Source organism: Pseudomonas pisciculturae, from assembly GCF_015461805.1.
Classification (GTDB): domain Bacteria; phylum Pseudomonadota; class Gammaproteobacteria; order Pseudomonadales; family Pseudomonadaceae; genus Aquipseudomonas; species Aquipseudomonas pisciculturae.
In genome coordinates this window covers 86,702-112,892 of record NZ_JACVZE010000008.1, presented here as the reverse complement: position 1 = coordinate 112,892, position 26,191 = coordinate 86,702, and the positions used below count along the sequence as shown (strand labels likewise).

The window sequence follows — 26,191 nt, the reverse complement described above, 5'->3', positions numbered from 1 at the left end:
TTAGAAGCGCAGCGGCCACTGCCGCAGACGGTCACGCAGGTTGTGCAGCAGGCGAATCAAGCCCTCGGGTTCCTTGATCAGGAACACGATGATCAACGCGCCAAAGATGATTTTTTGCAGGTTCTGCAACTGCCCCGCATCCACCGAACCGCCAAATAACGCCTGCCCGGCATGGCTAAGAAAGATCGGCAGCAAACTGATAAACGCCGCGCCGACGAAGTTGCCAGCAATGCTGCCCATGCCACCGATAATGATGATGAACAGGATCTGGAATGAGCGGTTGATATCGAAGCTGCTGGCGCTGGCGGTGCCCAGGTAGGCGAAAGCCCATAGCGCGCCGGCAATGCCTAAGTAGAACGAGCTGACCGCAAACGCCAGGCGCTTGTAGCGCACCACCGGGATGCCGACCACGGCGGCGGCGGTGTCCATGTCGCGGATCGCCATCCAGTTGCGCCCCACCTGGCTGCGTACGAGGTTGATGGCGGTCCAGGTCAGCAGCAGCACCGTTACCAACGTCAGCAGGTAGCGGCCAAGCGGGGTGTTGAGGTCATGGCCGAACAACGCCAGCTTCGGCGCAGAAATGGTGCCGGACGAGCCATAGTTGTAGAACCACGGGAATTTGACGAACAGCCACTCCAAAAAAAACTGCGCCGCCAACGTGGTGACCATCAGGTAGAAGCCCTTGATGCGCGAGCTGGGCAGGCCGAACAGCAAACCGACCAACGCGCTGATAACCCCGCCACCGAGTAATGCCACCGGCAAGCCCAGCTCAGGCAGACGCAGCAAAAACCCATAGGTCGCGAATGCACCAACTGCCATGAAACCCGCCGCGCCTACCGAGGTTTGTCCGGTATAGCCGGTCAACAAATTCAGCCCAAGCCCGGCCAGCGAAAGCACGAGGAACGGGATCAAAATCGCATTGAGCCAATAGTCATTGCCCCACAGCGGCACCACGATAAACGCCAGCGCCAACAGGCCAAGAAGGCCCCACGGAATGCGCCGCTGGATCAGCAACAACGGCGCGGTTTCTTGCACGACAGGGATCGACATGGTTTCAGACTCGCTCAATGGCACGCTCGCCGAACAGGCCGGCGGGGCGGATATACAGGAAGGCCAAGGCCAAGACATACGCGAACCACGGCGTGATGCCGCCACCGATCAGCGGACCGATGTACACCTCGGCGAGGTTCTCGGCCGCGCCCACGATCAGCCCGCCGACAATCGCCCCGCCAATCGAGGTGAAGCCACCGATGATCAATACCGGCAGGGCCTTGAGCACCACCAGCGACAGTGAAAACTGCACGCCTTGGCGCGCGCCCCACAGCAGCCCGGCCACCAGCCCGACCACCCCCGCCACGGCCCAGACGATCTGCCAGATACGGTTGAGGTTGATACCGATGGACAGCGCCGCCGTGGTGTCATCCGCCACGGCCCGCAGCGACACGCCGATGCGGGTTTTGTTGAACAGCAGCGCCAGCACGGTCACCAGCACCACCGCAGCCGCGGCGGCGATCAGGTCGAACTGGCTGAGCATCAAGGGGCCGAGAAACAGCGGCACATCGTCGATACCCAGGTCGAGGGCGCGCACTTGCGAGCCCATCAAGCCTTGGGCCAATCCTTCGATGATGAATGACAGGCCCAGGGTCGCCATAAACAAGGTGATCTGCGAACGGTTCACCAGCGGCCGCAGCACCAAGCGCTCGATCAGCAGCGCGCCGATGATCATCACGATTACCGTCAGCAACAACGCCAGGGCAAACGGCACGCCCTGGTCATGCAGGCTGACAAAGGTCAGCGCGGCAAACAGCAGCATCGAGCCCTGGGCAAAATTGAACACGCCGCTGGCCTTGTAGATCAGTACGAAGCCGATGGCGACCAGGGAATACATGGTGCCGGCGAGCAAGCCGCCGAGCAGGGTTTCGAGGAAAAACGTCATCAGTGCGCCGCTCCCAGGTAGGCCGCGATCACCTCGGGGTTGGCCTGCACTTCGGCCGGCGTGCCGTCGCCGACCTTGCGCCCGTAGTCCAGCACCACGACGTGGTGGGACAAGCCCATGACCACGCCGATGTCGTGTTCGATCAACACCACCGTGGTGCCAAGGTCGCGGTTCACGTCGGCGACGAAGCGCGCCATTTCCTGTTTCTCCTCGGCGTTCATGCCGGCCATGGGTTCGTCGAGCAGCAACAGGCTGGGCCCGGCGATCAACGCGCGGCCCAGCTCCACGCGCTTTTGCAGGCCATAAGAGAGGTTGCCAACCAACACGTCCCGGTGCGCTTGCAGTTCAAGGAATTCGAGAATGCTCTGTGCACGCAGGCGGAAAGTCTCGGCCTCACGGCGCGCGCGGGGCAGGCCCAGGGCCTGTTCGATAAAGGTGCTGCGCATATGCCGCGACAGGCCGGTGAGGATGTTGTCGAGCACGCTCATTTTCTTGAACAACGCGTTGTTCTGAAACGTGCGCCCAATGCCCCGCCGTGCCGCACCGAGTGGGTCGATGCGGTGAAAGTGCTGGTCTTCGAACACTATCTCGCCCGCGTCGAACCGGTAAACGCCATTGAGCACATTGAGCAACGAGCTTTTACCGGCACCGTTAGGGCCGATCAGCGCGCAGATCTCGCCGCGCTGTACATCGAAGGACAAGGCATTGATCGCCTTGACCCCCTTGAACGACAGCGAGATGTCCCGCACTTGGAGAATGGTTTGGCTCATGCGATGTCCCGTTTGGATTCATACAGCCAGCTCGGCTCGGCGGTCGATTTAAGCGGTTGCCAGATATAGGCCAGGCGCTGAAAACCCAGCAGTTTGCGCACGCGGTTTTTCACCAGCCGGCGCAGGCCACTGTGTGGCTGCGCAATGGCCCAGTCGCACAGACGCCGACGCCAGGTGCCGTGGGGCGCCAGGCGGCTTTCGATCTCATCGGCTAGGTACTGCAAACGTGCCGGCGACAGCAGCAGGCCCGTGGGCGCGACTTCGCCACGATCACGCTGCGCCGAGGCCAGGCCTTCCGGAAACGCCAGGCCGTGGCCGGTGTTGAGCCATTGCTCCAGCACCACCCTCAGGCCGCCCTGCCAGTGGGTGCCCTCCTCGCTCCACAACGCGGTTTCGCCGCTGGGTTGCCACCAACGGGTGAGGTGTTGCGCGGGGTCGGCCGGGCCGAGCAGCTGGGCAAAATCCAGCAGGTTGGCGCCTTGCCAATACCGCGTGTGTTGCCGGCTTTGGGTATAGGAATGGGTGGGTTGAATACGCCACAAGTGGTGTTGAAGGGCCTCGGGGTCGACGTTGTCGGCCACGGTCAGCACCTGCCCGCCGATGGACTGGGCAGCCAAGGCCAACAGCAACAGGTTCGGCTCGAACGCACCGCTGAGGGCCAGCCGCGACTGCTCGCTGAAACCCTGCTGGCGCAAGCCATCGGCGAGGCGCTCTACATCGCGCAAGGCGTCGATCCAGCGCCACGCATACCACTGGCCCTGACGTTTGTGGCGCAGGGCGGTGTGCAGCGGCGTGATCTGCGCCCAATGGTGCAGTTGTTCCAGGGCATTGGGCAGGTCGCCGAGCAGTTCGGCGGGCCATTCCAGGGCCAGCGGCCGTTTGAGTGCGTGCACGCTCATAGGGGTAAGGCTCCTATTGGTGGGGTGTGCGTGCGGTGGTCCGCTGGCTGGTATCTATCAAACAATGAAGATCAAATGTGGGAGCTGGCTTGCCTGCGATGGCGGTGGGTCAGCTGATCATTTATCAACTGACAGTCCGCTATCGCAGGCAAGCCAGCTCCCACATTGACCGAGGTGTTTCAGTTAGAGGCTAGTGGCCTTAAGGTCTCGGTATCCAGCGCCAGGGTGATTGGCGCCCAGCCGATCCCCGTCACCAAACAGTTTTTCGCGCAACGTGCCCTGGGCATATTCGGTTTTGTACACCCCGCGCTTCTGCAACTCCGGCACCAACAACTCCACGGCGTCGATGAAGGTTTCGTGGGTCAATGCATAGGCCAGGTTGAAGCCATCCACATCGGTGTCTTCCACCCACTCCTGCAACAGGTCGGCCACGGTTTCCGGGCTGCCGACGAACAATGGGCCAAAGCCGCCGATGCCGACCCAGTCGGCCAGTTCATTGGGCGTCCAGACTTTGTTCGGGTCTGCTGTGGAGAAGGCTTCCACCGCGGACTGGATCGCATTGGTATGCACATGCTTGAGCGGTTCATCGGGCTTGAATTGGCTGAAGTCGATGCCGGTCCAGCCGGAGATCAGCGCCATCGCGCCTTCGTAGCTGACGTAGGATTTGTATTCGTCGAACTTGGCCTTGGCCTTGGCGTCGGTCTCGCCGACGATCACCGTTTGCAGGTTGAAGATCAGGATCTTCTTCGGATCACGCCCAGCCTCGGCAGCACGGCGGCGGATGTCGGCCACGGTCTTTTTCAGCAGCACCTTGGACGGCGCGGCGACGAACACACATTCGGCCTGCTCGGCGGCGAACTGCTTGCCCCGGCTGGATGCACCGGCCTGGTAGAGCACCGGCGTGCGCTGTGGCGACGGCTCGCACAGGTGGATGCCGGGCACCTGGAAGTGTTTGCCGACGTGGCGAATCTCGTGGATTTTGCTTGGGTCGCTGAAAATCCTGCGCTCGCGGTCACGCAGTACGGCGCCCTCTTCCCAACTGCCTTCCCAGAGTTTGTAGCAAACCTCTAGGTATTCCTCGGCGTAGTCGTAGCGCGCATCGTGTTCGGTCTGGGCTTTCTGGCCAAGGTTCTTGGCGCCGCTTTCCAGGTAGGAGGTGACGATGTTCCAGCCGATGCGGCCTTTGGTCAGGTGATCCAGCGTAGAAAGACGGCGAGCGAACGGGTACGGATGCTCGAAGGACAGCGAGGCCGTCAGGCCAAAGCCCAGATGCTCGGTCACCAACGCCATCGGTGCGATCAGCGACAGCGGGTCGTTGACCGGCACTTGGGTGGCCTGGCGAATCGCTGCGTCACCGTTGCCGTTGTACACGTCGTAGATGCCCAGCACGTCGGCGATAAACAGCCCGTCGAACTTGCCACGTTCAAGGATCTTGGCCAGGTCGGTCCAGTACTCCAGGTCTTTGTACTGCCACGAGCGGTCACGCGGGTGCGCCCATAGGCCAGGAGACTGGTGGCCGACACAGTTCATGTCGAAGGCATTCAAGCGGATTTCACGGGACATCACAGCACTCCGTTGAGGTGATAGTTGCCGACAACTTGGTATTTGGCGCGCAGGGGGTCGTCGAGGGTCGAGGGCAGTGCGGTGCGTTGGCCGGTGAGTTCGAATTCGGCGTTGCTGGCGGCGATCAGGGCTTCAGCGGCGGCGATCTGCGCTTCAGTGGCAGCGACCGGGCTTGGGTGGGTTTCAGCGCGTTCGAGCAAGGCAGCGGCTACGTCGACGCGGATCTGCAAGTCGCCGAAGCGGCTGATCACGTACGGGTCGGTGCTGGTTTCAACGTGGCGACGGGTGCTGTCCAGCAATTGGCGCGCAAGGTTCAGGGTGGTCATGGGTAAGCTCCTCAGTTCCAGGCGTGGCGCGCAGGTTTCACGCCGTTGAGCACGAAGTTGCCGATCAGGTGGTATTTCCAGCGGGCCGGGTCGTGCAGGGTGTGGGTGCGGGCGTTGCGCCAGAAGCGGTCGAGGTTGTGCTTGCCGGTGACCGAGCGGGTGCCGGCCAGTTCGAACAGTTTGCTGCTGGCGAGCAAGGCGGTTTCGGCCGACAGCACTTTGGCTTGGGCGACGACCAGTGAGGCGTTGGCTACCGTGTCTTCGTTGGGCTCGGCAAGGGCGCGGTCTACCGCCAGGCCGGCTTTGGCGAGGATGGCTTCGGTACCATGTACGCGCCACTCCAGGTCGCCGATGGCGGCGATGGTGAATGGGTCTTGCCAGCCGTGATCTTGTTGGCTGTCGATCCACGGGCGCGCTTGCCGGGCATAGATTTTGGCTTGTTCAAGCGCACCCAACGCGATGCCGGTATCAACAGCCGCTTGGATGATCTGTGAAATCGGGCCGTTGGCGGTGGGTTGATCGAACGCCAAGTGCGCGGGGATCACCGCACTCAGCGGTACGGTGACGCCATCAAGGGTCACGCCGCCGCTGGCGGTGGTGCGCTGGCCGAAGCCATCCCAGCTATCGACCACGCTCAGGCCTGGCGCGTCGCGCTCGATAAAGGCAATGAACGCCTGGTCGTTTTCATTATTGCCCACGGTGGGCACGATATGGGCGAACAGCGCGCCGGTGCAGTAGAACTTCTCACCGTTGATTTGCGCGGTGTCGCCACGCAAGCGAATCTGCGTATCAAAGGTGCCGGCGTTTTTGCTCTTGGCTTCGGAGAACGCATTGCCGAAGCGATAACCCGCCAGGACCTTGCCGAAGTAGTAACGCTTTTGTTCCTCGCTGGCGGTTTGCAGCAGGATGTCGACCACACCCAGGTGATTCTGCGGGATCTGCCCCAGAGACGGGTCGGCGGCGGAGATCAACTTGATCACCTCGGCCACCGTCACATAAGACACTTCGGCGCCGCCGTAGGCCTTGGGAATGGTGATGCCCCACAGGCCGCTGGCGGAAAATTCGTCGAGCTCGGCAACGGGCAGGCGACGCTCGCGGTCGCGCTCGCTGGCCTCGACGGCAAAGCGTTCAGCCAGGCGCGTGGCGACCTCGATGGCCTCCGCGTCCGAGCGGATGATATGGGCAGGGTGTTGAGGGTGGGCTGACATGGGCCGACTCCAGGCTCCGAGGGTATATCGGAGTGATTGCAGGAGTCGTGCCTGAAATTAATCGCCAGCTAAATCAGTAAGTTGCTGATGAAATGCAGGGTTGGGCGGCGCATTAAACCAGCAAAGTGTCCATACGCTGTTGCCTGGTAAACAGTTAGATCACTACGTTGCGTATAAAGCGCACGGCCACGTCGCCGTCATTGCGATAGGTATGCTGCTGGTGACTGGCGAACATGAAGAACTCCCCGGCGCCGATGCTGTTTTCTACGCCAGCCACTACCAGGGTCAAGCTGCCCTCAAACACAAACAGCTGCTCGCTCCAGCCTTCCAGGTCGGGGTCGGGGCAATAGCGGTCGCCGGGTTCAAGGCGCCACTCCCACAGTTCCACTTCACGGCGTGCGGTGGCCTTGGCCAGCAACACCGCCTTGCTACCGTCGATTTCACCGGCCCAGGCCAATTCATTGATGCGGCTGTGGTCGCGCACATCCGGGGCCTGGATCAGGTCACTGAACGCCACATCCAACGCCTCGGCGACCCGGTCCAGGGTAGACAGGCTGACGTTCTTCTCCCCCGCCTCGATGGCCACCAGCATGCGCCGGCTGACCCCGGACTTTTCCGAAAGCGCGGTTTGGCTCAAGTCGGCAGCGTGGCGCAGGCGACGAACGTTCTGGCTGACGTGCTGCAGGACCGAGGCCCGTTGTGGATTTTCTTTGTGCACTATATTGCTCAATGGGTGGGTGTGCGCAGTATACTGCCCAGCGTGCGGCGCATTGTGCGGTCCGTGCCTTTCCCTTGCAAGACCGAGCCGCCATGACTGCCCCGAAAACCCCCTCGCGTTTCAACCGTTTCAGCAAAGCCGAATGCATCCTGGTGTTTATCACCATGATCTGGGGCGGCACCTTTTTGCTGGTGCAACACGCCATGACCGTCAGTGGGCCGATGTTCTTCGTAGGCCTGCGCTTTGCAGCGGCGGCGATTGTGGTGGGTTTCTTCTCTATACGTACCCTGCGCGACCTGACGCTGTTCGAGCTCAAGGCCGGGATATTTATCGGCGTGGCGATCATGTTTGGCTACGGCCTGCAAACCATTGGCTTGCAGACGATCCTTAGCAGCCAGTCGGCGTTTATCACCGCTTTATATGTACCCTTCGTGCCGTTGCTGCAATGGCTGGTACTCGGCCGTCGCCCTGGGCTGATGCCGAGCATTGGCATCATGCTGGCGTTTGCCGGGTTGATGCTGTTGACGGGGCCAGCGGGGGCTTCGTTGAATTTCAGCCCCGGTGAAATCGCTACGTTGATTGGTGCAATTGCGATAGCGGCCGAGATCATTCTGATTGGCGCCTATGCCGGCCAAGTGGATGTGCGCCGGGTAACTGTGGTGCAACTGGCTACGGCGTCGGTGCTGTCGTTCATGATGGTGGTGCCGATGGGTGAGGCGCTGCCGGGGTTCTCGTGGTTGCTGCTGTTTAGCGCGGTGGGCCTGGGCTTGACCAGTGCGGTGATCCAGGTGGCGATGAACTGGGCGCAGCAGAGTGTTTCGCCAACGCGGGCCACGCTGATTTATGCCGGGGAGCCGGTGTGGGCAGGTGTGGTTGGGCGGATTGCCGGCGAGCGCTTCCCGCCGATTGCGATGCTGGGAGCGGTGTTGATTGTGGTGGCGGTGATTGTGAGTGAGTTGAAGACCAAGGGGCAGAAGGCTGCTGAGTTGGAGAGTGACTTGGAGCAGGAGCGTCTGGGGTAAGGCCCGATGGGTGGGAGGCCTGGGATATCGCCATCGCGGGCAAGCCCGGCTCCCACAGGAGTTGCATTCCAAATTTGGTCTTGGTGTAACAGTGCGTTACGGGGGGTTTCAGCTTACCTTGTAGGATCCTGCCACATCTTGCCGTTTGGTGATCGTGAAAGCGGCACGTATGATGCATCCCAAACTCCCGCAGATTAGAAGCCTATGTCCCTGATAGTTCTACTGCTTCTGCCGTTCGCTGGCAGCTGTCTGGCGGCCTTGCTGCCGCATAACGCACGTAACACCGAATCCCTGTTGGCCGGCCTTGTGGCCCTGGTCGGCACCATTCAAGTCGCCCTGCTCTACCCCCAGATCGCCCACGGTGGCGTGATCCGCGAAGAATTCATGTGGTTGCCCAGCCTGGGCTTGAACTTCGTGTTGCGCATGGACGGGTTTGCCTGGCTGTTCTCGATGCTGGTGCTGGGCATTGGCACGCTGGTGTCGCTGTATGCGCGCTACTACATGTCGCCGGATGACCCGGTGCCGCGCTTCTTTGCGTTTTTCCTGGCCTTTATGGGCGCGATGCTCGGGCTGGTGATCTCGGGCAACCTGATTCAGATCGTGTTTTTCTGGGAACTGACCAGCCTGTTTTCGTTCCTGTTGATCGGCTATTGGCACCACCGCGCCGATGCGCGCCGCGGCGCCTACATGGCATTGATGGTCACCGGCGCGGGGGGCTTGTGCCTGTTGGCGGGTGTGATGTTGCTGGGGCATATCGTCGGCAGCTATGACCTGGATCTGGTGCTGGCGGCGGGCGATCAGATTCGCACCCACGCGCTGTACCCGATCATGCTGGCCCTGGTGCTGATCGGCGCCTTGAGCAAAAGCGCGCAGTTCCCGTTCCACTTCTGGCTGCCCCACGCGATGGCGGCCCCCACGCCGGTGTCGGCGTATCTGCATTCGGCAACGATGGTGAAGGCCGGCGTGTTCCTGTTGGCCCGCCTGTGGCCGTCGCTGTCCGGCAGCGAAGAATGGTTCTATATCGTCGGCGGTGCCGGCGCGATTACTCTACTCCTCGGCGCTTACTGCGCGATTTTTCAGAACGACCTCAAGGGCCTGCTGGCCTACTCCACCATCAGCCACCTTGGCTTGATCACCTTGCTGCTGGGCCTTAACAGCCCGCTGGCAGCCGTCGCTGCCGTTTTCCACATTCTTAACCACGCCACCTTCAAGGCCTCGCTGTTCATGGCGGCGGGTATTATCGATCACGAAAGCGGCACGCGGGATATCCGCAAGCTCAGTGGTTTGGTTCGCCTGATTCCGTTTACCGCCACATTGGCGATGGTTGCCAGTGCCTCCATGGCCGGGGTGCCGTTGCTCAATGGCTTCCTGTCCAAAGAGATGTTCTTTGCCGAAACCGTGTTTATTTCCTCGACCGCCTGGGTGGAGTTCGCGCTGCCGGTGATTGCGACCATCGCCGGTACGTTCAGCGTGGTCTATGCCCTGCGCTTTACTGTGGATGTGTTCTTCGGCCCCACCGCCACCAACCTACCCCATACGCCCCACGAGCCGCCGCGCTGGATGCGCGCACCGGTGGAGCTGCTGGTGTTTACCTGCCTGCTGGTGGGGATCTTCCCGGCCCAGGTGGTGGGTTCGATCCTGGCCGCTGCTGCCCTTCCGGTAGTAGGCGGCGTGCTGCCCGAGTACAGCCTGGCGATCTGGCACGGCTGGAACGCGCCGATGATCATGAGCCTGGTGGCCATGAGCTGCGGCGTGGTGCTGTATTTGATCCTGCGCAAGCAGCTCAAGCGTGGCCGCTTCAAATACCCGCCCCTGATCAGCTACTTCAATGGCAAGCGCGGTTTCGAGCGCAGCCTGGTGGTGATGATGCGCGGCGTGCGCAAGATCGAGAAACGCATCAGTACCAAGCGCCTGCAAACCCAGCTGTTCCTGCTGGTGCTGGTGGCCGTGGTCGCCGGTGTGATCCCGATGCTGCACAGCAGCCTTAGTTGGGGCGACCGGCCGAAGATCCCGGGTTCAATCGTGTTCGTGACCCTGTGGCTGCTGGCGATTGCGTGCGCCCTCGGTGCCGCCTGGCAAGCCAAATACCACCGGCTGGCGGCCCTGACCATGGTCAGCGTGTGCGGCCTGATGACCTGCATCACCTTTGTATGGTTCTCGGCGCCGGACCTGGCGCTGACGCAACTGGTTGTCGAAGTGGTGACCACAGTGCTGATACTGCTCGGCCTGCGCTGGCTGCCACGGCGGATCGAAGAAGTCTCGCCACTGCCAAGCTCGTTGCGCAAGGCGCGTATCCGTCGCCTGCGGGACTTCCTGCTGTCTACCGTAGTGGGCGGTGGCATGGCGTTGTTGTCTTACGCCATGCTGACGCGCCAGACGCCCAACGATATCTCTTCGTTCTACCTCAGCCGCGCGCTGCCCGAAGGCGGCGGCAGCAATGTGGTGAACGTGATGCTGGTGGACTTCCGGGGCTTCGACACCTTGGGCGAAATAACCGTGCTCGGCGCCGTGGCGCTGACCGTGTACGCCCTGCTGCGTCGCTTCCGCCCCTCGAAAGAAAGCATGCAACTGCCCGCCCAACAGCGCCAACTGGCGCCAGACGTGGCCACCGACCTGGTCAACCCGCGCCAAGCCAGCGACACCGCCCTGGGCTTTATGATGGTGCCGGCCGTACTGGTACGCCTGCTGCTGCCGATTGCGCTGGTGGTGTCGTTCTACCTGTTCATGCGCGGCCACAACCAGCCGGGCGGCGGCTTTGTCGCCGGTTTGGTGATGTCGGTGGCGTTCATCCTGCAATACATGGTGGCTGGCACCCAGTGGGTCGAGGCGCAGATGAGCCTGCGGCCGATGCGCTGGATGGGCTTCGGGCTGTTCTCGGCCACACTCACCGGGCTCGGCGCGTTGTTTGCGGGTTACCCGTTCCTCACCACCCACACGTGGCACTTCAGCTTGCCGGTGCTGGGGGATATTCATGTCGCCAGCGCCTTGTTCTTCGACGTCGGCGTGTACGCCATGGTCGTCGGCTCGACGCTGCTGATGCTCACCGCCCTCGGTCACCAATCGGTGCGTGCGCACAAACCAAGCACCCAGGCCAAAGTGGTCGCCGCAACAGAAGGAGCCGCCTGATGGAAGAAGTCATCGCAATCGCCATTGGGGTGTTGGCGGCCTCCGGCGTGTGGTTGATCCTGCGGCCACGAACCTTCCAGGTGGTGATGGGCCTGTGCCTGTTGTCGTATGGGGTGAACCTGTTCATTTTCAGCATGGGCAGTCTGTTTATCGGCAAAGAGCCGATCATCAAGGACGGCGTGCCCCAAGACCTGCTCAACTACACCGACCCGCTGCCCCAAGCCCTGGTGCTGACGGCCATCGTGATCAGCTTTGCCATGACCGCCTTGTTCCTGGTGGTGCTGCTGGCCTCGCGGGGCTTGACCGGTACTGACCATGTGGACGGCCGGGAGCCCAAGGAATGACGTGGATGAATCAACTGATCGTCGCGCCGATCCTGCTGCCGTTGCTCACCGCCGCATTGATGCTGATGCTCGGCGAAAAACGCCGCCCGCTTAAAGCCAAGATCAACCTGTTTTCCAGCGTGATCGGCCTGGGCATCGCGATCCTGCTGCTGTACTGGACGCAAAAAGGCGGCCCTGGCTCGATTGGCGTGTACCTGCCGGGCAATTGGCAAGTGCCGTTCGGCATTGTGCTGGTGGTCGACCAACTGTCGGCACTGATGCTGGTGCTCACCGGCATCATCGGCGTGAGCGCGCTGCTGTTTGCCATGGCCCGCTGGGACCGGGCAGGGACGAGTTTCCATGCGTTGTTCCAGGTGCAGATGATGGGCCTGTACGGCGCGTTCCTGACCGCTGATCTGTTCAACCTGTTCGTGTTTTTCGAGGTGCTGCTGGCGGCGTCCTACGGCTTGATGCTGCACGGCTCGGGCCGGGCGCGGGTGTCGGCGGGGTTGCACTACATCGCGATCAACCTGTTGGCGTCGTCGCTGTTTCTGATTGGCGCGGCGATGATCTACGGGGTCACCGGTACGCTGAATTTCGCTGACCTGGCGTTGAAGATCCCGCTGGTGCCAGAGGCTGATCGCGGCCTGTTGCATGCAGGTGCCGCAATTCTCGCCACGGCGTTCCTGGCCAAGGCCGGCATGTGGCCGCTGAACTTCTGGCTGGCACCTGCCTACTCCTCAGCCAGTGCGCCGGTGGCGGCGATGTTTGCGATCATGACCAAGGTCGGCGTGTACACCGTGCTGCGCCTGTGGACGCTGCTGTTCTCCGGCCAGGCCGGTGCGTCGGCGCTGTTTGGTGGTGACTGGCTGGTGTACGGCGGTATGGCGACCATTATCTGCGCCGGGTTGGCGATGATCGCGGCACAACGCCTGGAGCGCATGGCCAGCTTGAGCATTTTAGTGTCGGCGGGGATTCTGCTTTCCTCCGTCGGTTTCGCCCAGCCAAGCCTGACGGCGGGGGCGTTGTTCTATCTGGTCAGCTCGACGCTGGCCTTGAGCGCGCTGTTCCTGCTGGCCGAGCTGATCGAGCGCTCGCGCTCGGCCAATGACCTGCCGCTGGATGAAGAAATCGATGCATTGCCCAAGGCCATGGAATCGCTGCATCCACGGCCTGGCGTGAACCTTGATGACGAGCAGCAAGCTGTGGTCGGCCAGGTGATTCCCTGGACCATGGCGTTCCTGGGCTTGAGCTTTATCGCCTGTGCGCTGCTGATCATCGGCATGCCGCCGCTGTCGGGGTTTATCGGCAAGCTCAGTTTGTTGAGTGCGCTGGTCAATCCGCTGGGGCTAGGGGTTAGCGCTGACGCGCCGATCCGTCCGGCGGCCTGGGGCCTCGTCGCCCTGCTGATCCTCTCAGGCCTGGCCTCGCTGATTGCCTTCGCACGCCTGGGCATCCAGCGCTTCTGGACCCCGGAAGAACGCCCCTCGCCGCTGCTGCGCCGCTATGAATGCCTGCCGATTTTCTTCCTGCTGGGCCTGAGCATTGCGCTGACCTTCAAGGGCGAAGCGCTGATGCGCTACACCCAAGACACCGCCGTGAGCCTGAACAACCCCGAGCAGTATGTGATGGCAGTGATGGCCACGCGGCCCGTGCCCAGCCCTGAAGCCAAGACCGCCGCCATGGAGGTGCAGCCATGAAACGCCTGTTCCCCGCCCCGTGGTTGTCGCTGGCGCTGTGGTTGCTGTGGCTGGTGCTGAACCTGTCGATGAGCCCCGGCAACCTGCTGCTGGGCGCGTTGCTGGGCTTTCTGGCACCGCTGCTGATGGCGCCATTGCGGCCGTTGCCGATCCGTATTCGCAGGCCTGGGGTGATCATTCGCCTGTTCTTCGTGGTGGGCCGCGATGTGATCGTGTCCAACCTGCAAGTGGCCTGGGGTGTGCTGATATGCGGTTGGCGCCCACCGCGCTCGCGCTTTATCAAGATCCCTCTGGACCTGCGCGACGCCAACGGCCTGGCCGCCCTGTCGATGATCACCACGGTGGTGCCCGGTACCATCTGGTCTGAACTGGCGCTGGACCGCAGCATCCTGCTGTTGCATGTGTTCGACCTGGACGATGAAGCGCAGTTTATCGAGCACTTCAAGACCACCTACGAGCGGCCCCTGATGGAGATCTTCGAATGAGCGCCCTGCTCTCCAATGCGATCCTGTTCAGCCTGTTCCTGTTTTCGCTGGCCATGGTGCTGACGCTGGTGCGCCTGTTCAAAGGCCCCTCGGCGCAAGACCGGGTACTGGCGCTGGACTACCTCTACATGCTGGCGATGCTGATGATGCTGGTGCTGGGCATTCGGTATGCCAGTGACACCTACTTCGAAGCGGCGCTGCTGATCGCGCTGTTCGGCTTTGTGGGCTCGTTTGCCCTGGCCAAATTCCTGCTGCGTGGCGAGGTGATTGAATGATGCCGTTATGGGTGGAAGTGATCGTCGCGGTGCTGCTGGTAATGAGCAGCGTGTTTGCCTTGATTGGTGCGATTGGGTTGTTGCGCATGAAAGACTTCTTCCAGCGCATGCACCCGCCGGCACTGGCCTCGACACTGGGGGCGTGGTGCGTGGCGTTGGCGTCGATTGTGTACTTTTCGGTGCTCAAGTCCGGGCCGGTGTTGCACGGGTGGTTGATTCCGATTTTGTTGTCGATCACGGTGCCGGTGACCACGTTATTACTGGCTAGAACCGCACTGTTCCGCAAGCGCATGGCCGGGGATGATGTGCCCGCCGAAGTCAGCAGCCGCCGCTAATTCCTCAGGAAAACTCGGTTAAAAATGTGGGAGCGGGCTTGCTCGCGAATGCGGTACATCAGTCACGCATGTATTGACTGACACACCGCATTCGCGAGCAAGCCCGCTCCCACATTTGGATCGATGCTAGGCGAAAGACCGGATTCGCGCCGCTAGCTCAGAAAGTTCGCCATCATCGGCCCGCACATGATCATGGGACGAGATATAGCCCTCATACGCCTCAAAAAACTTATCCACCTTCGAGCTCAACGGCTTGAACGTACTGTCCCCACCCGTCCCATGCATGGGAAACAACTTCGCATGCAGGTGATCCACCCCATACCCCTCCATGATCAGCCCCGTGCGCGCCACATCGGGGAACGCGCGGTCGATCTGCAAGGCCGTCTTCTTCGCCGCCACCGCCAGTGCGGCCAGCACCTCATCCGACTGCGCAAACGCATAACTGCCGTAATGCTGCGTGGGGATGACCACGCTGAAACCGGGGGTATTGGGGAAGATCGAGAGGAAGGCCATGTGCTGGTCGTCTTCCCACAGGATGTGGGCCGGGGCGGTTTTGCGGACAATGCTGCAGAAAATACAATCCATTTTAATCGCTGCCATTTCAGTCGTGGGGTGGGTGGTGGCGACTATCTAAAGCTAGGATTGGGCAGGCGTCAAAACAAATGAAAACACCTCTGAAGGAACAGACCGTGAGCATACCCCTCGCAATAGTGGCAGGCATGGGCCGTCGCAACCGCTCCATCGGTAAGGCTGGCGGGTTGCTGCGAATGGTGCCCGACGACATGCGGCGCTTTACTGCCAAGACCATCGGCAAACCCGTGATCATGGGGCGCAAGACCTTTGAGTCGGTGATTGCACTCAGCGGGCGACCGCTGATGGATCGGCCGAATATCGTGCTTTCGCGTGATCCGGCGTATCAGCACGAACACGCGATTGTTTGCCGGTCCCTGGCATCCGCCCTGCTATGCGCGGCGGCCTTTGCGCCCGAAGAGATTCATATCGGCGGCGGGCCGGAGTTGTATGACCAGGTGATCGACCAGGTGGACAGGCTCTACCTCACCCTATTCAACGATGATCACGAAGGCGAAGCCAAATTCCCCAGCTTCGAGAATGAGTTCATCGAGGTCAGCCGGCATGGTGTCAGGGAACACCAAGGCCTTGAATATGAGTGGGTGGATTACGTACGCCGCGCAGACTTTCGCGGTACTGAGCGGGCACGGTAAAAAATGTGGGAGCTGGCTTGCCTGCGATAGCTGTGTGTTAGGCGCTGAGGCTTTTTTTGGGCGGGGTACATATCCATTTCTTCGGTAACGGCGGCTTAGGGTTCCGCCCTTACGGCGGGTCACTTTTGGAAAAGAGCCCCAAAAGTAACCAAAAGGGCTCTTGCCCCAACACTCGGTGCCTCGCCTAGGCTCGGCATGCCCGTAATCCGCCATGGATTTGGGGGGCCGCCGCCACGCGCCATCCATGGCGCGGGGCGGCTAAACCGGCATCCCTGCCGGTTTACCCCCCAAATCCATGCCGAATTCCGGCCAGCGTGTTTAACGGGGCGCCTAAGATCAAAATCAAGAGCCAGAGCCAGAGCCAGAGCCAGAGCCAGAGCCAGAGCCAGAGCCAGAGCCAGAGCCAGAGCAAACCACAGTCCCACCTGATACATGGAGATCAAAATGTGGGAGCGGGCTTGCTCGCGAATGCGGTGGATCAGCCAATGAATCTATTGACTGACACACACTGCATTCGCGAGCAAGCCAGCTCCCAGAGTGGATCGAGGGGTCGAGTGGGTCGTTAAAGTGATGTGCAAAAAAACGCCCCGAACCAGTCGGGGCGTTTTTCATTCAGCGTTTACCGATCAGGCCTGATCAGCCAACCGCCACGTTGTCCCACCCTTGCCGTCTTCCAACACCACGCCCATGGCGGTGAGTTGGTCGCGGATACGGTCGGATTCCGCCCAGTCCTTGTTCGCACGTGCAGCCAAGCGCGCCTGGATCAGCGCATCCACCTCGGCAGCATCCACACGCCCTTCGGCGCCGGCTTGCAGGAAGTCATCGGCTTCCATCTGCAACACGCCCAGCACGCTGGCCAGCTCTTTCAAGCGCGCCGCCAGGCCCGCCGCTGCGTCGAGATCACTCTCGCGCAGGCGGTTGATCTCGCGCACCATTTCGAACAGCACCGCGCAGGCTTCGGGAGTGCCGAAGTCGTCGTTCATCACCTGGGTGAAGCGCTCAACGAACGCTTCGCCGCCGGCTGGGGCGACGACCGGCAAGCCTTTCAACGCATGGTAGAAACGCTCCAGAGCGCCCTTGGCGTCCTTGAGGTTGTCTTCCGAGTAGTTGATGGCGCTGCGGTAGTGGCTCGACACCAGCAGGTAACGCACAACCTCCGGGTGATACTTTTCCAGCACGTCGCGAATGGTGAAGAAGTTGTTCAAGGACTTGGACATCTTCTCGCCATTGATGCGGATCATGCCGCAGTGCATCCAGGCGTTGGCGTAGGTCTTGCCGGTGGCGGCTTCGCTTTGGGCGATTTCGTTTTCGTGATGCGGGAACTCAAGGTCGCTGCCGCCGCCATGAATGTCGAAGGTCTCGCCCAGGCAGCAGGTGGACATCACCGAGCATTCGATGTGCCAGCCCGGACGGCCCGCGCCCCATGGCGACTCCCAACTCGGCTCGCCCGGTTTGGTGGCCTTCCACAGCACGAAGTCCAGCGGGTCTTGCTTGGCTTCGTCCACTTCGATACGTGCGCCGATGCGCAGGTCTTCGATTTTCTTGCGCGACAGCTTGCCGTAGCCCATGAACTTGGCGACGCGGTAGTACACGTCGCCGTTGCCTGGGGCGTAGGCGTAACCCTTGTCGATCAGGGTCTGGATCATGGCGTGCATACCCGGGATGTGGTCCGTGGCACGCGGTTCCATGTCTGGCTTGAGGATGTTGAGGCGTGCCTCGTCCTCGTGCATCGCGGCGATCATGCGCTCGGTCAGCGCGTCGAACGACTCGCCGTTTTCGTTGGCGCGGTTGATGATCTTGTCGTCGATGTCGGTGATGTTGCGCACGTACGTCAAGTCATAGCCACTGAAACGCAACCAGCGGGTCACCAGGTCGAAGGCCACCATGCTGCGGCCGTGGCCGATGTGGCAGTAGTCGTACACGGTCATGCCGCACACGTACATGCGCACGTTGTTGCCATCGAGCGGCTTGAAGACTTCTTTGGTCTTGCTGAGTGTGTTGTAGATCGTTAGCACGACAAATCCCTTAAATCACTGGCCCCACGAATCACGCAAGGTCACGGTACGGTTGAATACCGGCTGACCTGGTTTCGAGTCCTTGATATCTGCGCAGAAGTAACCTTCGCGCTCGAACTGGAAACGGTCTTCCGGCTGTGCTTCGCCCAACGAGGGTTCGGCACGACAACCAGTGAGTACTTGCAGGGAGTCAGGGTTGATGTTGTCGAGGAAGCTCGCGCTGTCTTCGGCCTTCTCAGGGTTCGGCGAGCGGAACAGGCGATCGTACAAACGCACTTCGCATTCGATGCTGGCGGCGGCCGGCACCCAGTGGATCACGCCCTTGACCTTGCGGCCTTCGGGGTTCTTGCCCAGGGTTTCCGGGTCGTACGAGCAACGCAGTTCGACAATGTTGCCATCGGCGTCCTTGATCGCTTCGTCGGCGCGGATCACGTAGCTGCCACGCAGGCGCACTTCGCCAGCCGGTTCCAGGCGCTTGTAGCCTTTTGGCGGCTCTTCCATGAAGTCATCGCGATCGATGTAGATTTCACGGCTGAACGGCAGCTTGCGCACACCCAGTTCTTCTTTTTGCGGGTGACGCGGCAACTCGAGGTGGTCGACCTTGTCTTCCGGGTAGTTGGTGATCACGACTTTCAGCGGACGCAGCACGCACATGGCGCGCGGGGCGCTGTGGTCGAGGTCGTTGCGGATGCTGAATTCGAGCATGCCGAAGTCCACCACGCCGTCGGAACGGTTGGTGCCAACCATGTCGCAGAAGTTGCGGATCGACGCAGGCGTGTAGCCACGGCGACGGAAGCCCGACAGGGTGGACATCCGCGGGTCGTCCCAACCATGTACGTGCTTCTCATCCACCAGTTGCTTGAGCTTGCGCTTGCTGGTGATGGTGTAGTTCAGGTTCAGGCGGCTGAATTCGTACTGACGTGGGTGCGCCGGCACCGGCAAGTGCTCCAGGAACCACTCGTACAGCGGGCGATGGCTTTCGAACTCCAGGGTGCAGATGGAGTGGGTGATGCCTTCGATGGCGTCCGACTGGCCGTGGGTGAAGTCGTAGTTGGGGTAAATGCACCACTTGTCACCGGTCTGGTGGTGGTGGGCGTGGCGGATGCGGTACATGATCGGATCGCGCAGGTTCATGTTCGGCGAGGCCATGTCGATCTTGGCACGCAGTACACGGGCGCCGTCGGCGAACTCACCGGCGCGCATGCGGGCGAACCAGTCCAGGTTCTCTTCTACCGAACGGTCGCGGAACGGGCTGTTCTTGCCAGGCTCAGTCAAGCTGCCACGGTATTCCTTGGCTTGCTCCGGGCTCAGGTCGTCAACGTAGGCCTTGCCGGCCTTGATCAGCTCGACGGCCCAGTCGTGCAACTGGTCGAAATATTGCGAGGCATAGCGCACTTCACCGGACCATTCGAAGCCCAGCCACTTCACGTCGCTTTCGATGGCGTCGATGTATTCCTGGTCTTCTTTGGCCGGGTTGGTGTCGTCGAAACGCAGGTGCGTGACGCCGCCGAATTCCTGGGCCAGGCCGAAGTTCACACAGATCGACTTGGCGTGACCGATGTGCAGGTAGCCGTTGGGCTCTGGCGGGAAGCGGGTGACAATCTGCGTGTGCTTGCCCGAATCCAGGTCCGCCTGGATGATCGGGCGCAGGAAGTTGACCGGGACGGCAGGTCCGGCCTTGGAATTCGAGGTAGGGTCGACAGTGGGCTTGCTCATAGGATCCTTGAACAGACAGGTTCGTGGCCGGTTGGGGCCAGATAAAACAAAGGCGATATCATAGCCGATGCTGTCAAGCCGCTGACAGAGCGCGGCCAAAAACTGCTGCATTTATTGCATAGGCGGTAAAAAACCACCTCGAAATTCCTACAGGTCACGCTAAACTGCGCCCCTTGGCCGCTGTTTCGCCAAACTGGTAAGGCGCTCAGTCGTCCACACCCACGAATTCCTTGAAAGAGAAACGACCATGACTCAAGTCAAACTGACCACCAACCACGGTGACATCGTCATCGAGCTGAACGCCGAAAAAGCGCCGATCACCGTTGCCAACTTCATCGAGTACGTGAACGCCGGCCACTACGAAAACACCGTTTTCCACCGTGTGATCGGTAACTTCATGGTGCAGGGCGGCGGTTTCGAACCTGGCATGAAAGAAAAGAAAGACAAGCGCCCAAGCATTCAGAACGAAGCGGACAACGGCCTTTCCAACGAAAAGTACACCGTTGCCATGGCCCGCACCATGGAGCCGCATTCGGCCTCCGCGCAGTTCTTCATCAACGTGGCCGACAACACCTTCCTGAACCACAGCGGCAAGAACGTACAAGGCTGGGGCTACGCGGTATTCGGTAAAGTGACCGAAGGCCAGGACGTCGTTGACAAGATCAAAGGCGTGCAGACCACCAGCAAAGCCGGTCACCAAGACGTTCCGGTAGAAGACGTTATCGTCGAGAAAGCCGAGATCATCTAAGCGTGATCCTGCTTATTTCAGACTTGCATCTGGAAGAGGAGCGCCCGGATATTACCCGGGCGTTTCTGGATCTGCTCCACGGCCGCGCCCGTGGCGCCCAGGCGTTGTACATTCTGGGGGACTTCTTTGAAGCCTGGATTGGCGACGATGGCATGACCCCCTTCCAGCGTTCGATAGGCGAGGCTCTGCGCGAGCTGAGCGACAGCGGCACCCCGATTTTTATCATGCATGGCAACCGCGATTTCCTGATCGGCAAGGCGTTCTGCAAAGCCGCCGGCGCCACCTTGCTCAAGGACCCGAGTGTCGTGCAATTGTTAGGCGAGCCGGTGCTATTGATGCACGGCGACAGCCTCTGCACCCGCGACGTCGGCTATATGAAGCTGCGGCGCATCCTGCGCAACCCCATTGTGCTGTTTATCCTGCGGCATTTGCCGTTGCGCACCCGCCACAAGCTGGCGCGCAAACTGCGCAGCGAGAGCCGTGCGCAGACGCGCATGAAGGCCAATGACATTGTGGATGTCACCCCCGAGGAAGTGCCGCGGGTGATGCAGCAGTTTGGCGTGCGCACCCTGGTCCACGGCCATACCCACCGCCCGGCCATTCATAAGTTGCAGATTGGTGACCAGGCGGCCAAGCGCATTGTGCTGGGGGATTGGGACAAGCAAGGGTGGGCGTTGCAGGTGGATGAGCAAGGGTTTCAGTTGGCGGCGTTTGACTTCGTCAATCCACAGCTGGCACTGCCTGGCGCCTAAGACCAGACAACACAGCTCCAATGTGAACACAGATTTAAATGTGGGAGGGGGCTTGCTCCCGATTGCAGTGGGTCAGTGATAGATATATTCACTGACACACCGCCATCGGGGGCAAGCCCCCTCCCACATTAGACTGCATTCCAACCTTTGACTGCTTTCCAACCTTTGGATTGCATCCCGGCTTTTGTGGATCAGTGACCTGAAGCCTCCGGCCCAGCCTTCGCCCCAAACGGCGGCTTGGCCAGCCACACCAGCAACATCAACCCCATGAACATCCACCCCAGCAACGTGAAGTAATCCACGGTGGACATCATGTACGCCTGGCTGGTGAGGATCTGGTCCAGCTGCGTGTAGGCCTTCTGCCCTGCCCCACCCAACGCGTCCAGCGCATTGCGGGTGGCGGAGTCGTAAGTGGTCATGTTTTCACTCATGTACGCATGGTGCTGGTCGGCCCGGCGAATCCAGATCCAAGTGGTCAGCGACGCCGCGAAGCTGCCGCCCAGGGTCCGCAGGAAGGTGGCCAGGCCCGCGCCATCGGCAATCTGGTGCGGCGGCAGGTCAGACATCAGGATGCTCAAGGTCGGCATAAAGAACAGCGCCACGCCGATACCCATAAACAACTGCACCAGGGCGATATGGGTGAAATCCACCTCATTGGTGAAACCCGCCCGCATAAAGCAGCTCAAGCCAATCGCCAGGAACGCCAGGCCCGCCAGCAAACGCAGGTCGAACTTGTGCGCGTACTTGCCCACGAACGGTGACATCAGCACCGGCAGAATACCGATCGGCGCCACTGCCAGCCCGGCCCAGGTAGCGGTGTAGCCCATCTGGGTTTGCAGCCATTGCGGCAGGATCAGGTTGATACCGAAGAAGCCCGCATAGCCAAGGATCAACACAATGGTGCCGATCCTGAAGTTGCGATAGGCAAACAACCGCAGGTTGACCACCGGATGTTTGTCGGTGAGCTCCCAGATGATAAACACCGCCAGGGCAACCACCGAAATCGCCGCACCAATGATGATGAAGTTGGACTCGAACCAGTCCAGGTCATTGCCCTTGTCGAGGATGATCTGCAAGGCGCCAACCCCGACGATCAAGCTCAGCAACCCAACGTAGTCCATCGGCTGGTGGCTGGTGACGACTGGGCGTTTCTTCAACTGCGAACGCACCACCATCACCGCAAAGATGCCGATAGGCACGTTGATAAAGAAGATCCACGGCCAGCTGTAACTGTCGGTGATCCACCCGCCGAGGATCGGCCCGGCAATCGGCGCCACCACCGTGACCATCGCCAGTAACGCCAAGGCCATGCCACGCCTGGCCGGCGGGTAGACCGCGATCAGCAACGTCTGCGTCATCGGGTACAACGGCCCGGCGACCAAGCCTTGCAGCACCCGAAAGCCGATCAGCTCGGGCATCGAGGTGGAAATACCGCATAGGAACGAGGCCAGTACAAACAGGATGGTCGCCCACAGGAACAGCTTCACCTCGCCAAACCGACGGCTCAGCCAACCGGTCAGCGGCAAGGCGATGGCGTTGCTCACGGCAAAAGAGGTGATCACCCAGGTGCCCTGCTCCGAACTGACGCCCAGGTTGCCGGAAATGGTCGGCAACGCCACGTTGGCGATGGTGGTGTCGAGCACCTGCATAAAGGTCGCCAGCGACAGGCCAATAGTGGCCATCAACAGGCTGGGTGGCGTGAAGGAGGCGTTATTGCTCATCAGCGTTGCGCAGCCTTGGGAGCGGCGACGCTGTTGTCATGGATCAACTGGGTGATCATGGCGTCGGCTTCGGCCAGTTGGCGGTCATACACAGTGGTGGTGAACGAGGCTTTTTGCGGCGGCTGCTGGGCGAGCACCGGGCCACTCTGGTCGTGCAGGTCAACGTTGACCAGCGTAGACAAGCCCACGCGCAGCGGATGCTTGGCCAACTCGTCGGCGTTGATATGGATGCGTACCGGCACGCGCTGCACGATCTTGATCCAGTTACCGGTGGCATTTTGCGCCGGCAGCAAGGCAAACGCGCTGCCAGTGCCAGCACCGAGGCTGTCGATGGTGCCGCTGAACTTCACGTCGCTGCCGTAGATATCCGACTCGATATCCACCGGCTGGCCGATGCGCATATTGCGCAGCTGGGTTTCCTTGAAGTTGGCGTCGATCCACAGCTGGTTCAGTGGGATCACCGCCATCAACGCAGTACCCGGCTGTACGCGCTGGCCCAGTTGCACGGTGCGCTTGGCCACGTAACCGGTAACCGGTGCAATCAGCGTGCTGCGGGCGTTGGTCAGGTAAGCCTGGCGCAGTTGCGCGGCGGCGGCCTGCACGTCGGGGTGGGACGAAATCACGGTGTCGTCCACCAGGGCGTTGCTGGTCTTGAGTTGTTGCTCAAGGTTGGTCAGCGCGTTCTTGGCGGCGGTCAAGCTGTCACGGGCGTGGGACAGTTCTTCCTGGGAAATCGCACCGCCCTGGGCCAACGTTTTACGGCGATTGAAATTGTCTTGGGCGGTTTGCACGTCGGCTTTCTGTGCGTTGACCTGGGCTTTCATGCCATCGACGTTGCTGTACAAGCCACGCACTTGGCGCACGGTGCGGGCCAGGTTGGCTTGGGCACTTTGCAAGCCGACGGCGGCGTCGTTCGGGTCGAAGTTGATCAGCACCTGGCCTTCGTGGACCAGGTCGCCATCGTCGGCGCCGATGCTGACCACGGTGCCAGTGACCAGCGGGGTGATTTCCACCACGTTGCCGTTCACGTAGGCGTCGTCGGTGCTTTCGTTGAAGCGCCCATAGAGTTCATGCCAGGCCCACACGCCAGCGACGGCGAGGATGACGATCAGCGCCAGGCCGATCAGCAGGACTTTGCGCTTGCGTGGGTTGTTGTCTTGCGGTGTTGCGGTGTTGCTGTCGGCAGTGGCCATGACAAATACCTCAAATTATTCCGTACGTGTTGCTGGGGTGGCCGCTGCCACGTTTGCGGCGTTGAACCCGCCACCCAGGGCCTGCATCAATTGAATCGACAGATCGATCTGCGCGGCATTCAGGGTTGCCAACTGACGCTGGGCTTGCAGCAATTGCTGCTCGATGCTGAGCACATCCAGGTAGTTACCGATGCCCGAGCTGTAGCGCTGCACGCCGGTGTCGTAGGACTGCTGGGCAATGTCCGCAGCATGTTGCTGGGCCTGGATTTGGCGGCCGGTGTCGCGCAGTTGTGCGAGGGTGTTGCCAATGTCACCCAAGGCTTGCACCAGGGTTTTGTTGTACTGGGCCACGGCCAGGTCGTAGTCGGCGTCGCGAGCATCGAGGTCGGCGCGCAGACGGCCACCGTCGAAAATCGGCAGCGAGATCGTCGGCGCGATGCTGAAGAAGCGGCTGGCGGACCCGAACATCGCATCCCCCAGCAACGACTCGGCCCCGGCGCTCGCGCTCAGGTTGAGGTTGGGGTAGAAACGGGTTTTGCTCGCGGCCACGTTCTTGCTCGCGGCCTCGACGCGCCAGCGCGCGGCGATCAGGTCGGGGCGGCGGCCCAGCAGTTCGGCGGGCAGCACCGACGGCACGGCCACGGCGCTGGGTTTGAGCACATTGGGGCGGGTCAACTCGCCGCCACGGTCAGGGCCTTTGCCGAGCAACACCGCCAGGGCGATCTTGGCGCTGGAGAGTTGTTTTTCAGCGTCGATCAGTTGCGACTGTGAGCTGGCTTCCAGGCTTTCGGTTTGCTGGTACTGGTATTGGCTGTCGATGCCCGAGCTGAGGCGACGTTTGCCCAGGTCCAACATTTGACGGGTGCGCTTGAGGTCGTCATTGGCCAGGTCACGCACGATATGGGCCTGGCCCAAATCGCTGTAGGCCTTGGCCACGTTGGCGGCCAGGGTCAGGCGCGCAGCCTGTTGATCGACTTCGGCGGCGCGGGCCTGGCCTAATGCGGCTTCCCAGGCGGCGCGCTGGCCACCCCAGAGGTCAAAGCTGTAATTGAAGCTGGCGCCGATTTTTCGCACGGTGGAATAGGCATCGCCCTGCCCCAATGGGTCTTGATCCCTAGGAAGGCGCGAGCGGGTCACACCGGCGCTAGCGTCCAGGGTCGGCATGCGTGCAGCGTCGGCGGCGTAGGCAGCCGCTTCAGCCTGGTGGGCACGGGCGCTCGCAACTTGCATGTCGGGGCTGTTTTGCAGGGCCTCCTGAATCAGGCTGTCGAGCTGCGGGTCGCCGAGGCTTTTCCACCAATCGGCGCTGGGCCAGGCGGCTTGGGACAGGGTTATGCCGCTCAGGGATTTACCGATTTGCAGGGTATTGGCGTCGAGGTTTTTACCCTGGGTATCGAGACCACTGAAGTTGGCGCAGCCGGCCATGCTCATGGCGACCAGCACCAGGCAAAGGGCACGTGTGTTCATTATTTACCTACCCGCTGCAGAGTGATGGGGTCACCGGCAGCTATCAGAATTTTCTTGAGGATCTTTTCCAGGGTCTCCAGCTCACCCGGCTCAAGAGCGCCAGCGAGCTGGTTCAAGGCTTGCGCACCGATGTGCGGCAACATGTCAGCCAAACGCTGACCACCTTCGGTAAGCACCAACTGCACCTGGCGGCGGTCCTGCTCGGAACGTTTGCGGTCCAGCAGGCCCTTTTGCTCAAGGCGGTCGAGCATGCGGGTCATTGAGCCGCTGTCCAGGGACAGGTTGCGACACAGCTCCGCCGGGGTATCGACGCCGAACTGCGCCATGATGATCAACACCTTGAACTGCGCGGCGGTGATGCCGTGGGGCTCCATATGGGTGTCGATGATCTTGTCTTTGAGGATCGCAGCACGGCCCAGCAACAGGCCGAGGTGGCAGTTATGGAAGTTGTCCGGGGTGAAGTGTTTCATTGGGAAGTCACCTTATTACTGCCTAGGCAGTGAATGTATGACGAGATATTACTGCTTAGGCAGCGAATGTCAAATGGAATGATTAGGTTGCTTGGTATTTTCTTGAGATGGGGAAGTGGAATACAAACAAATGTGGGAGGGGCGGTGCGACGATTCGACTTGCCCCCGATAGCGGTGTATCAGTCTACTGATTTGTAGCT

The 26,191-nt window shown here is 61.1% G+C and carries 25 protein-coding genes; 10 read left to right on the top strand and 15 right to left on the bottom strand.

What is annotated here, in order from left to right:
* The 8 genes from ICY20_RS21380 to ICY20_RS21345 all read right to left on the bottom strand — a co-directional run bounded on the left by ICY20_RS21380 (nt 1) and on the right by ICY20_RS21345 (nt 7,420).
* Nucleotides 1–1,050, bottom strand: a complete 1,050-nt coding sequence (locus ICY20_RS21380; protein ID WP_159957822.1) for a branched-chain amino acid ABC transporter permease — start codon at nt 1,048–1,050, stop codon at nt 1–3.
* A 4-nt stretch (nt 1,051–1,054) separates the two neighbouring features.
* Nucleotides 1,055–1,936, bottom strand: coding sequence for a branched-chain amino acid ABC transporter permease (locus ICY20_RS21375; RefSeq protein WP_159957824.1), 882 nt, complete (start codon nt 1,934–1,936; stop codon nt 1,055–1,057).
* Nucleotides 1,936–2,706, bottom strand: a complete 771-nt coding sequence (locus ICY20_RS21370) for an ABC transporter ATP-binding protein (protein WP_194938533.1) — start codon at nt 2,704–2,706, stop codon at nt 1,936–1,938. Before ICY20_RS21370 ends, ICY20_RS21375 begins: the two co-directional genes overlap by 1 nt.
* A complete protein-coding gene (locus tag ICY20_RS21365) occupies nt 2,703–3,605 on the bottom strand; it encodes an AMP-binding protein (protein WP_159957828.1) in 903 nt (300 codons plus the stop codon). The genes ICY20_RS21370 and ICY20_RS21365 overlap by 4 nt, the downstream gene beginning before the upstream one ends.
* Nucleotides 3,606–3,788: 183 nt before the next feature.
* Nucleotides 3,789–5,168: an LLM class flavin-dependent oxidoreductase gene (locus ICY20_RS21360; RefSeq protein WP_194938532.1), complete on the bottom strand. Its 1,380-nt coding sequence runs from the start codon at nt 5,166–5,168 to the stop codon at nt 3,789–3,791.
* The gene (locus tag ICY20_RS21355; RefSeq protein WP_159957832.1) at nt 5,168–5,494 is read right to left on the bottom strand and encodes an acyl-CoA dehydrogenase; all 327 of its coding nucleotides are present in this window, start codon (nt 5,492–5,494) and stop codon (nt 5,168–5,170) included. The genes ICY20_RS21360 and ICY20_RS21355 overlap by 1 nt, the downstream gene beginning before the upstream one ends.
* Before the next feature lie 11 nt (nt 5,495–5,505).
* Nucleotides 5,506–6,702, bottom strand: coding sequence for an SfnB family sulfur acquisition oxidoreductase (locus ICY20_RS21350; protein WP_159957834.1), 1,197 nt, complete (start codon nt 6,700–6,702; stop codon nt 5,506–5,508).
* Nucleotides 6,703–6,856: 154 nt separating this feature from the next.
* Nucleotides 6,857–7,420 carry a helix-turn-helix domain-containing protein gene (locus tag ICY20_RS21345; protein WP_159957836.1) on the bottom strand — a complete coding sequence of 188 codons (564 nt, stop codon included), beginning with the start codon at nt 7,418–7,420 and terminating at the stop codon, nt 6,857–6,859.
* Between the two features lie 92 nt (nt 7,421–7,512).
* Here ICY20_RS21345 and ICY20_RS21340 point away from each other — a divergent pair, with 92 nt between their 5' ends.
* From ICY20_RS21340 to ICY20_RS21310, 7 genes are all read left to right on the top strand, one after another.
* Nucleotides 7,513–8,442: a DMT family transporter gene (locus ICY20_RS21340; protein ID WP_194938531.1), complete on the top strand. Its 930-nt coding sequence runs from the start codon at nt 7,513–7,515 to the stop codon at nt 8,440–8,442.
* A gap of 204 nt (nt 8,443–8,646) precedes the next feature.
* Nucleotides 8,647–11,568 (top strand): monovalent cation/H+ antiporter subunit A, encoded by a 2,922-nt coding sequence (locus tag ICY20_RS21335; protein ID WP_194938530.1) that lies wholly within the window; start codon nt 8,647–8,649, stop codon nt 11,566–11,568.
* Nucleotides 11,568–11,912, top strand: a complete 345-nt coding sequence (locus ICY20_RS21330; protein WP_003192163.1) for a Na+/H+ antiporter subunit C — start codon at nt 11,568–11,570, stop codon at nt 11,910–11,912. Before ICY20_RS21335 ends, ICY20_RS21330 begins: the two co-directional genes overlap by 1 nt.
* Complete coding sequence (locus ICY20_RS21325; RefSeq protein WP_194938529.1) at nt 11,909–13,591, top strand: monovalent cation/H+ antiporter subunit D; 1,683 nt, start codon at nt 11,909–11,911, stop codon at nt 13,589–13,591. Before ICY20_RS21330 ends, ICY20_RS21325 begins: the two co-directional genes overlap by 4 nt.
* The gene (locus ICY20_RS21320) at nt 13,588–14,076 is read left to right on the top strand and encodes a Na+/H+ antiporter subunit E (RefSeq protein WP_194938528.1); all 489 of its coding nucleotides are present in this window, start codon (nt 13,588–13,590) and stop codon (nt 14,074–14,076) included. The genes ICY20_RS21325 and ICY20_RS21320 overlap by 4 nt, the downstream gene beginning before the upstream one ends.
* Nucleotides 14,073–14,351: a K+/H+ antiporter subunit F gene (locus ICY20_RS21315; RefSeq protein WP_105522735.1), complete on the top strand. Its 279-nt coding sequence runs from the start codon at nt 14,073–14,075 to the stop codon at nt 14,349–14,351. Before ICY20_RS21320 ends, ICY20_RS21315 begins: the two co-directional genes overlap by 4 nt.
* A complete protein-coding gene (locus ICY20_RS21310; RefSeq protein WP_194938527.1) occupies nt 14,348–14,686 on the top strand; it encodes a Na+/H+ antiporter subunit G in 339 nt (112 codons plus the stop codon). The genes ICY20_RS21315 and ICY20_RS21310 overlap by 4 nt, the downstream gene beginning before the upstream one ends.
* 126 nt (nt 14,687–14,812) lie before the next feature.
* Here ICY20_RS21310 and ICY20_RS21305 read toward each other — a convergent pair whose 3' ends face one another.
* On the bottom strand, nt 14,813–15,271 hold the full coding sequence (locus tag ICY20_RS21305; RefSeq protein ID WP_194938526.1) for an HIT family protein: 459 nt from the start codon (nt 15,269–15,271) through the stop codon (nt 14,813–14,815).
* A gap of 104 nt (nt 15,272–15,375) precedes the next feature.
* Here ICY20_RS21305 and ICY20_RS21300 point away from each other — a divergent pair, with 104 nt between their 5' ends.
* A complete protein-coding gene (locus ICY20_RS21300) occupies nt 15,376–15,909 on the top strand; it encodes a dihydrofolate reductase (protein WP_194938525.1) in 534 nt (177 codons plus the stop codon).
* 626 nt (nt 15,910–16,535) lie between these two features.
* Here the strand turns inward: ICY20_RS21300 and cysS are convergent.
* Together cysS and ICY20_RS21290 are read right to left on the bottom strand one after the other, a co-directional pair.
* A complete protein-coding gene (gene cysS, locus ICY20_RS21295; RefSeq protein WP_159960864.1) occupies nt 16,536–17,924 on the bottom strand; it encodes a cysteine--tRNA ligase in 1,389 nt (462 codons plus the stop codon).
* A 15-nt stretch (nt 17,925–17,939) separates the two neighbouring features.
* On the bottom strand, nt 17,940–19,640 hold the full coding sequence (locus ICY20_RS21290) for a glutamine--tRNA ligase/YqeY domain fusion protein (protein ID WP_159960866.1): 1,701 nt from the start codon (nt 19,638–19,640) through the stop codon (nt 17,940–17,942).
* A gap of 247 nt (nt 19,641–19,887) precedes the next feature.
* On the opposite strand from ICY20_RS21290, the gene ICY20_RS21285 reads away from it, so the two are divergent.
* Both ICY20_RS21285 and lpxH read left to right on the top strand, forming a co-directional pair.
* On the top strand, nt 19,888–20,388 hold the full coding sequence (locus tag ICY20_RS21285; RefSeq protein ID WP_159960868.1) for a peptidylprolyl isomerase: 501 nt from the start codon (nt 19,888–19,890) through the stop codon (nt 20,386–20,388).
* 2 nt (nt 20,389–20,390) lie between these two features.
* Nucleotides 20,391–21,140, top strand: coding sequence for a UDP-2,3-diacylglucosamine diphosphatase (lpxH, locus tag ICY20_RS21280; protein WP_194938524.1), 750 nt, complete (start codon nt 20,391–20,393; stop codon nt 21,138–21,140).
* Nucleotides 21,141–21,331: 191 nt separating this feature from the next.
* Here lpxH and ICY20_RS21275 read toward each other — a convergent pair whose 3' ends face one another.
* Genes ICY20_RS21275 through ICY20_RS21260 form a run of 4 tightly spaced genes read right to left on the bottom strand, consistent with a single transcriptional unit; the run spans nt 21,332 to nt 25,991 of the window.
* Nucleotides 21,332–22,861 carry a DHA2 family efflux MFS transporter permease subunit gene (locus ICY20_RS21275; protein ID WP_159960872.1) on the bottom strand — a complete coding sequence of 510 codons (1,530 nt, stop codon included), beginning with the start codon at nt 22,859–22,861 and terminating at the stop codon, nt 21,332–21,334.
* Entirely contained in the window at nt 22,861–24,054 is a 1,194-nt protein-coding gene (locus ICY20_RS21270; RefSeq protein ID WP_159960874.1) for an efflux RND transporter periplasmic adaptor subunit, read from the bottom strand. Before ICY20_RS21270 ends, ICY20_RS21275 begins: the two co-directional genes overlap by 1 nt.
* A gap of 15 nt (nt 24,055–24,069) precedes the next feature.
* Complete coding sequence (locus tag ICY20_RS21265; protein WP_194938523.1) at nt 24,070–25,521, bottom strand: efflux transporter outer membrane subunit; 1,452 nt, start codon at nt 25,519–25,521, stop codon at nt 24,070–24,072.
* Nucleotides 25,521–25,991 carry a MarR family winged helix-turn-helix transcriptional regulator gene (locus ICY20_RS21260; RefSeq protein WP_159960878.1) on the bottom strand — a complete coding sequence of 157 codons (471 nt, stop codon included), beginning with the start codon at nt 25,989–25,991 and terminating at the stop codon, nt 25,521–25,523. Before ICY20_RS21260 ends, ICY20_RS21265 begins: the two co-directional genes overlap by 1 nt.
* Nucleotides 25,992–26,191 lie beyond the last annotated feature (200 nt).

Coding starts and splice junctions, on each gene's coding strand:
- ICY20_RS21380 (WP_159957822.1), bottom strand. CDS start 1,050: ATGTCGATCCCTGTCGTGCAAGAAACCGCGCCGTTGTTGCTGATCCAG.
- ICY20_RS21375 (WP_159957824.1), bottom strand. CDS start 1,936: ATGACGTTTTTCCTCGAAACCCTGCTCGGCGGCTTGCTCGCCGGCACC.
- ICY20_RS21370 (WP_194938533.1), bottom strand. CDS start 2,706: ATGAGCCAAACCATTCTCCAAGTGCGGGACATCTCGCTGTCGTTCAAG.
- ICY20_RS21365 (WP_159957828.1), bottom strand. CDS start 3,605: ATGAGCGTGCACGCACTCAAACGGCCGCTGGCCCTGGAATGGCCCGCC.
- ICY20_RS21360 (WP_194938532.1), bottom strand. CDS start 5,168: ATGTCCCGTGAAATCCGCTTGAATGCCTTCGACATGAACTGTGTCGGC.
- ICY20_RS21355 (WP_159957832.1), bottom strand. CDS start 5,494: ATGACCACCCTGAACCTTGCGCGCCAATTGCTGGACAGCACCCGTCGC.
- ICY20_RS21350 (WP_159957834.1), bottom strand. CDS start 6,702: ATGTCAGCCCACCCTCAACACCCTGCCCATATCATCCGCTCGGACGCG.
- ICY20_RS21340 (WP_194938531.1), top strand. CDS start 7,513: ATGACTGCCCCGAAAACCCCCTCGCGTTTCAACCGTTTCAGCAAAGCC.
- ICY20_RS21335 (WP_194938530.1), top strand. CDS start 8,647: ATGTCCCTGATAGTTCTACTGCTTCTGCCGTTCGCTGGCAGCTGTCTG.
- ICY20_RS21330 (WP_003192163.1), top strand. CDS start 11,568: ATGGAAGAAGTCATCGCAATCGCCATTGGGGTGTTGGCGGCCTCCGGC.
- ICY20_RS21325 (WP_194938529.1), top strand. CDS start 11,909: ATGACGTGGATGAATCAACTGATCGTCGCGCCGATCCTGCTGCCGTTG.
- ICY20_RS21320 (WP_194938528.1), top strand. CDS start 13,588: ATGAAACGCCTGTTCCCCGCCCCGTGGTTGTCGCTGGCGCTGTGGTTG.
- ICY20_RS21315 (WP_105522735.1), top strand. CDS start 14,073: ATGAGCGCCCTGCTCTCCAATGCGATCCTGTTCAGCCTGTTCCTGTTT.
- ICY20_RS21310 (WP_194938527.1), top strand. CDS start 14,348: ATGATGCCGTTATGGGTGGAAGTGATCGTCGCGGTGCTGCTGGTAATG.
- ICY20_RS21305 (WP_194938526.1), bottom strand. CDS start 15,271: ATGGATTGTATTTTCTGCAGCATTGTCCGCAAAACCGCCCCGGCCCAC.
- ICY20_RS21290 (WP_159960866.1), bottom strand. CDS start 19,640: ATGAGCAAGCCCACTGTCGACCCTACCTCGAATTCCAAGGCCGGACCT.
- ICY20_RS21285 (WP_159960868.1), top strand. CDS start 19,888: ATGACTCAAGTCAAACTGACCACCAACCACGGTGACATCGTCATCGAG.
- ICY20_RS21275 (WP_159960872.1), bottom strand. CDS start 22,861: ATGAGCAATAACGCCTCCTTCACGCCACCCAGCCTGTTGATGGCCACT.
- ICY20_RS21270 (WP_159960874.1), bottom strand. CDS start 24,054: ATGGCCACTGCCGACAGCAACACCGCAACACCGCAAGACAACAACCCA.
- ICY20_RS21265 (WP_194938523.1), bottom strand. CDS start 25,521: ATGAACACACGTGCCCTTTGCCTGGTGCTGGTCGCCATGAGCATGGCC.
- ICY20_RS21260 (WP_159960878.1), bottom strand. CDS start 25,991: ATGAAACACTTCACCCCGGACAACTTCCATAACTGCCACCTCGGCCTG.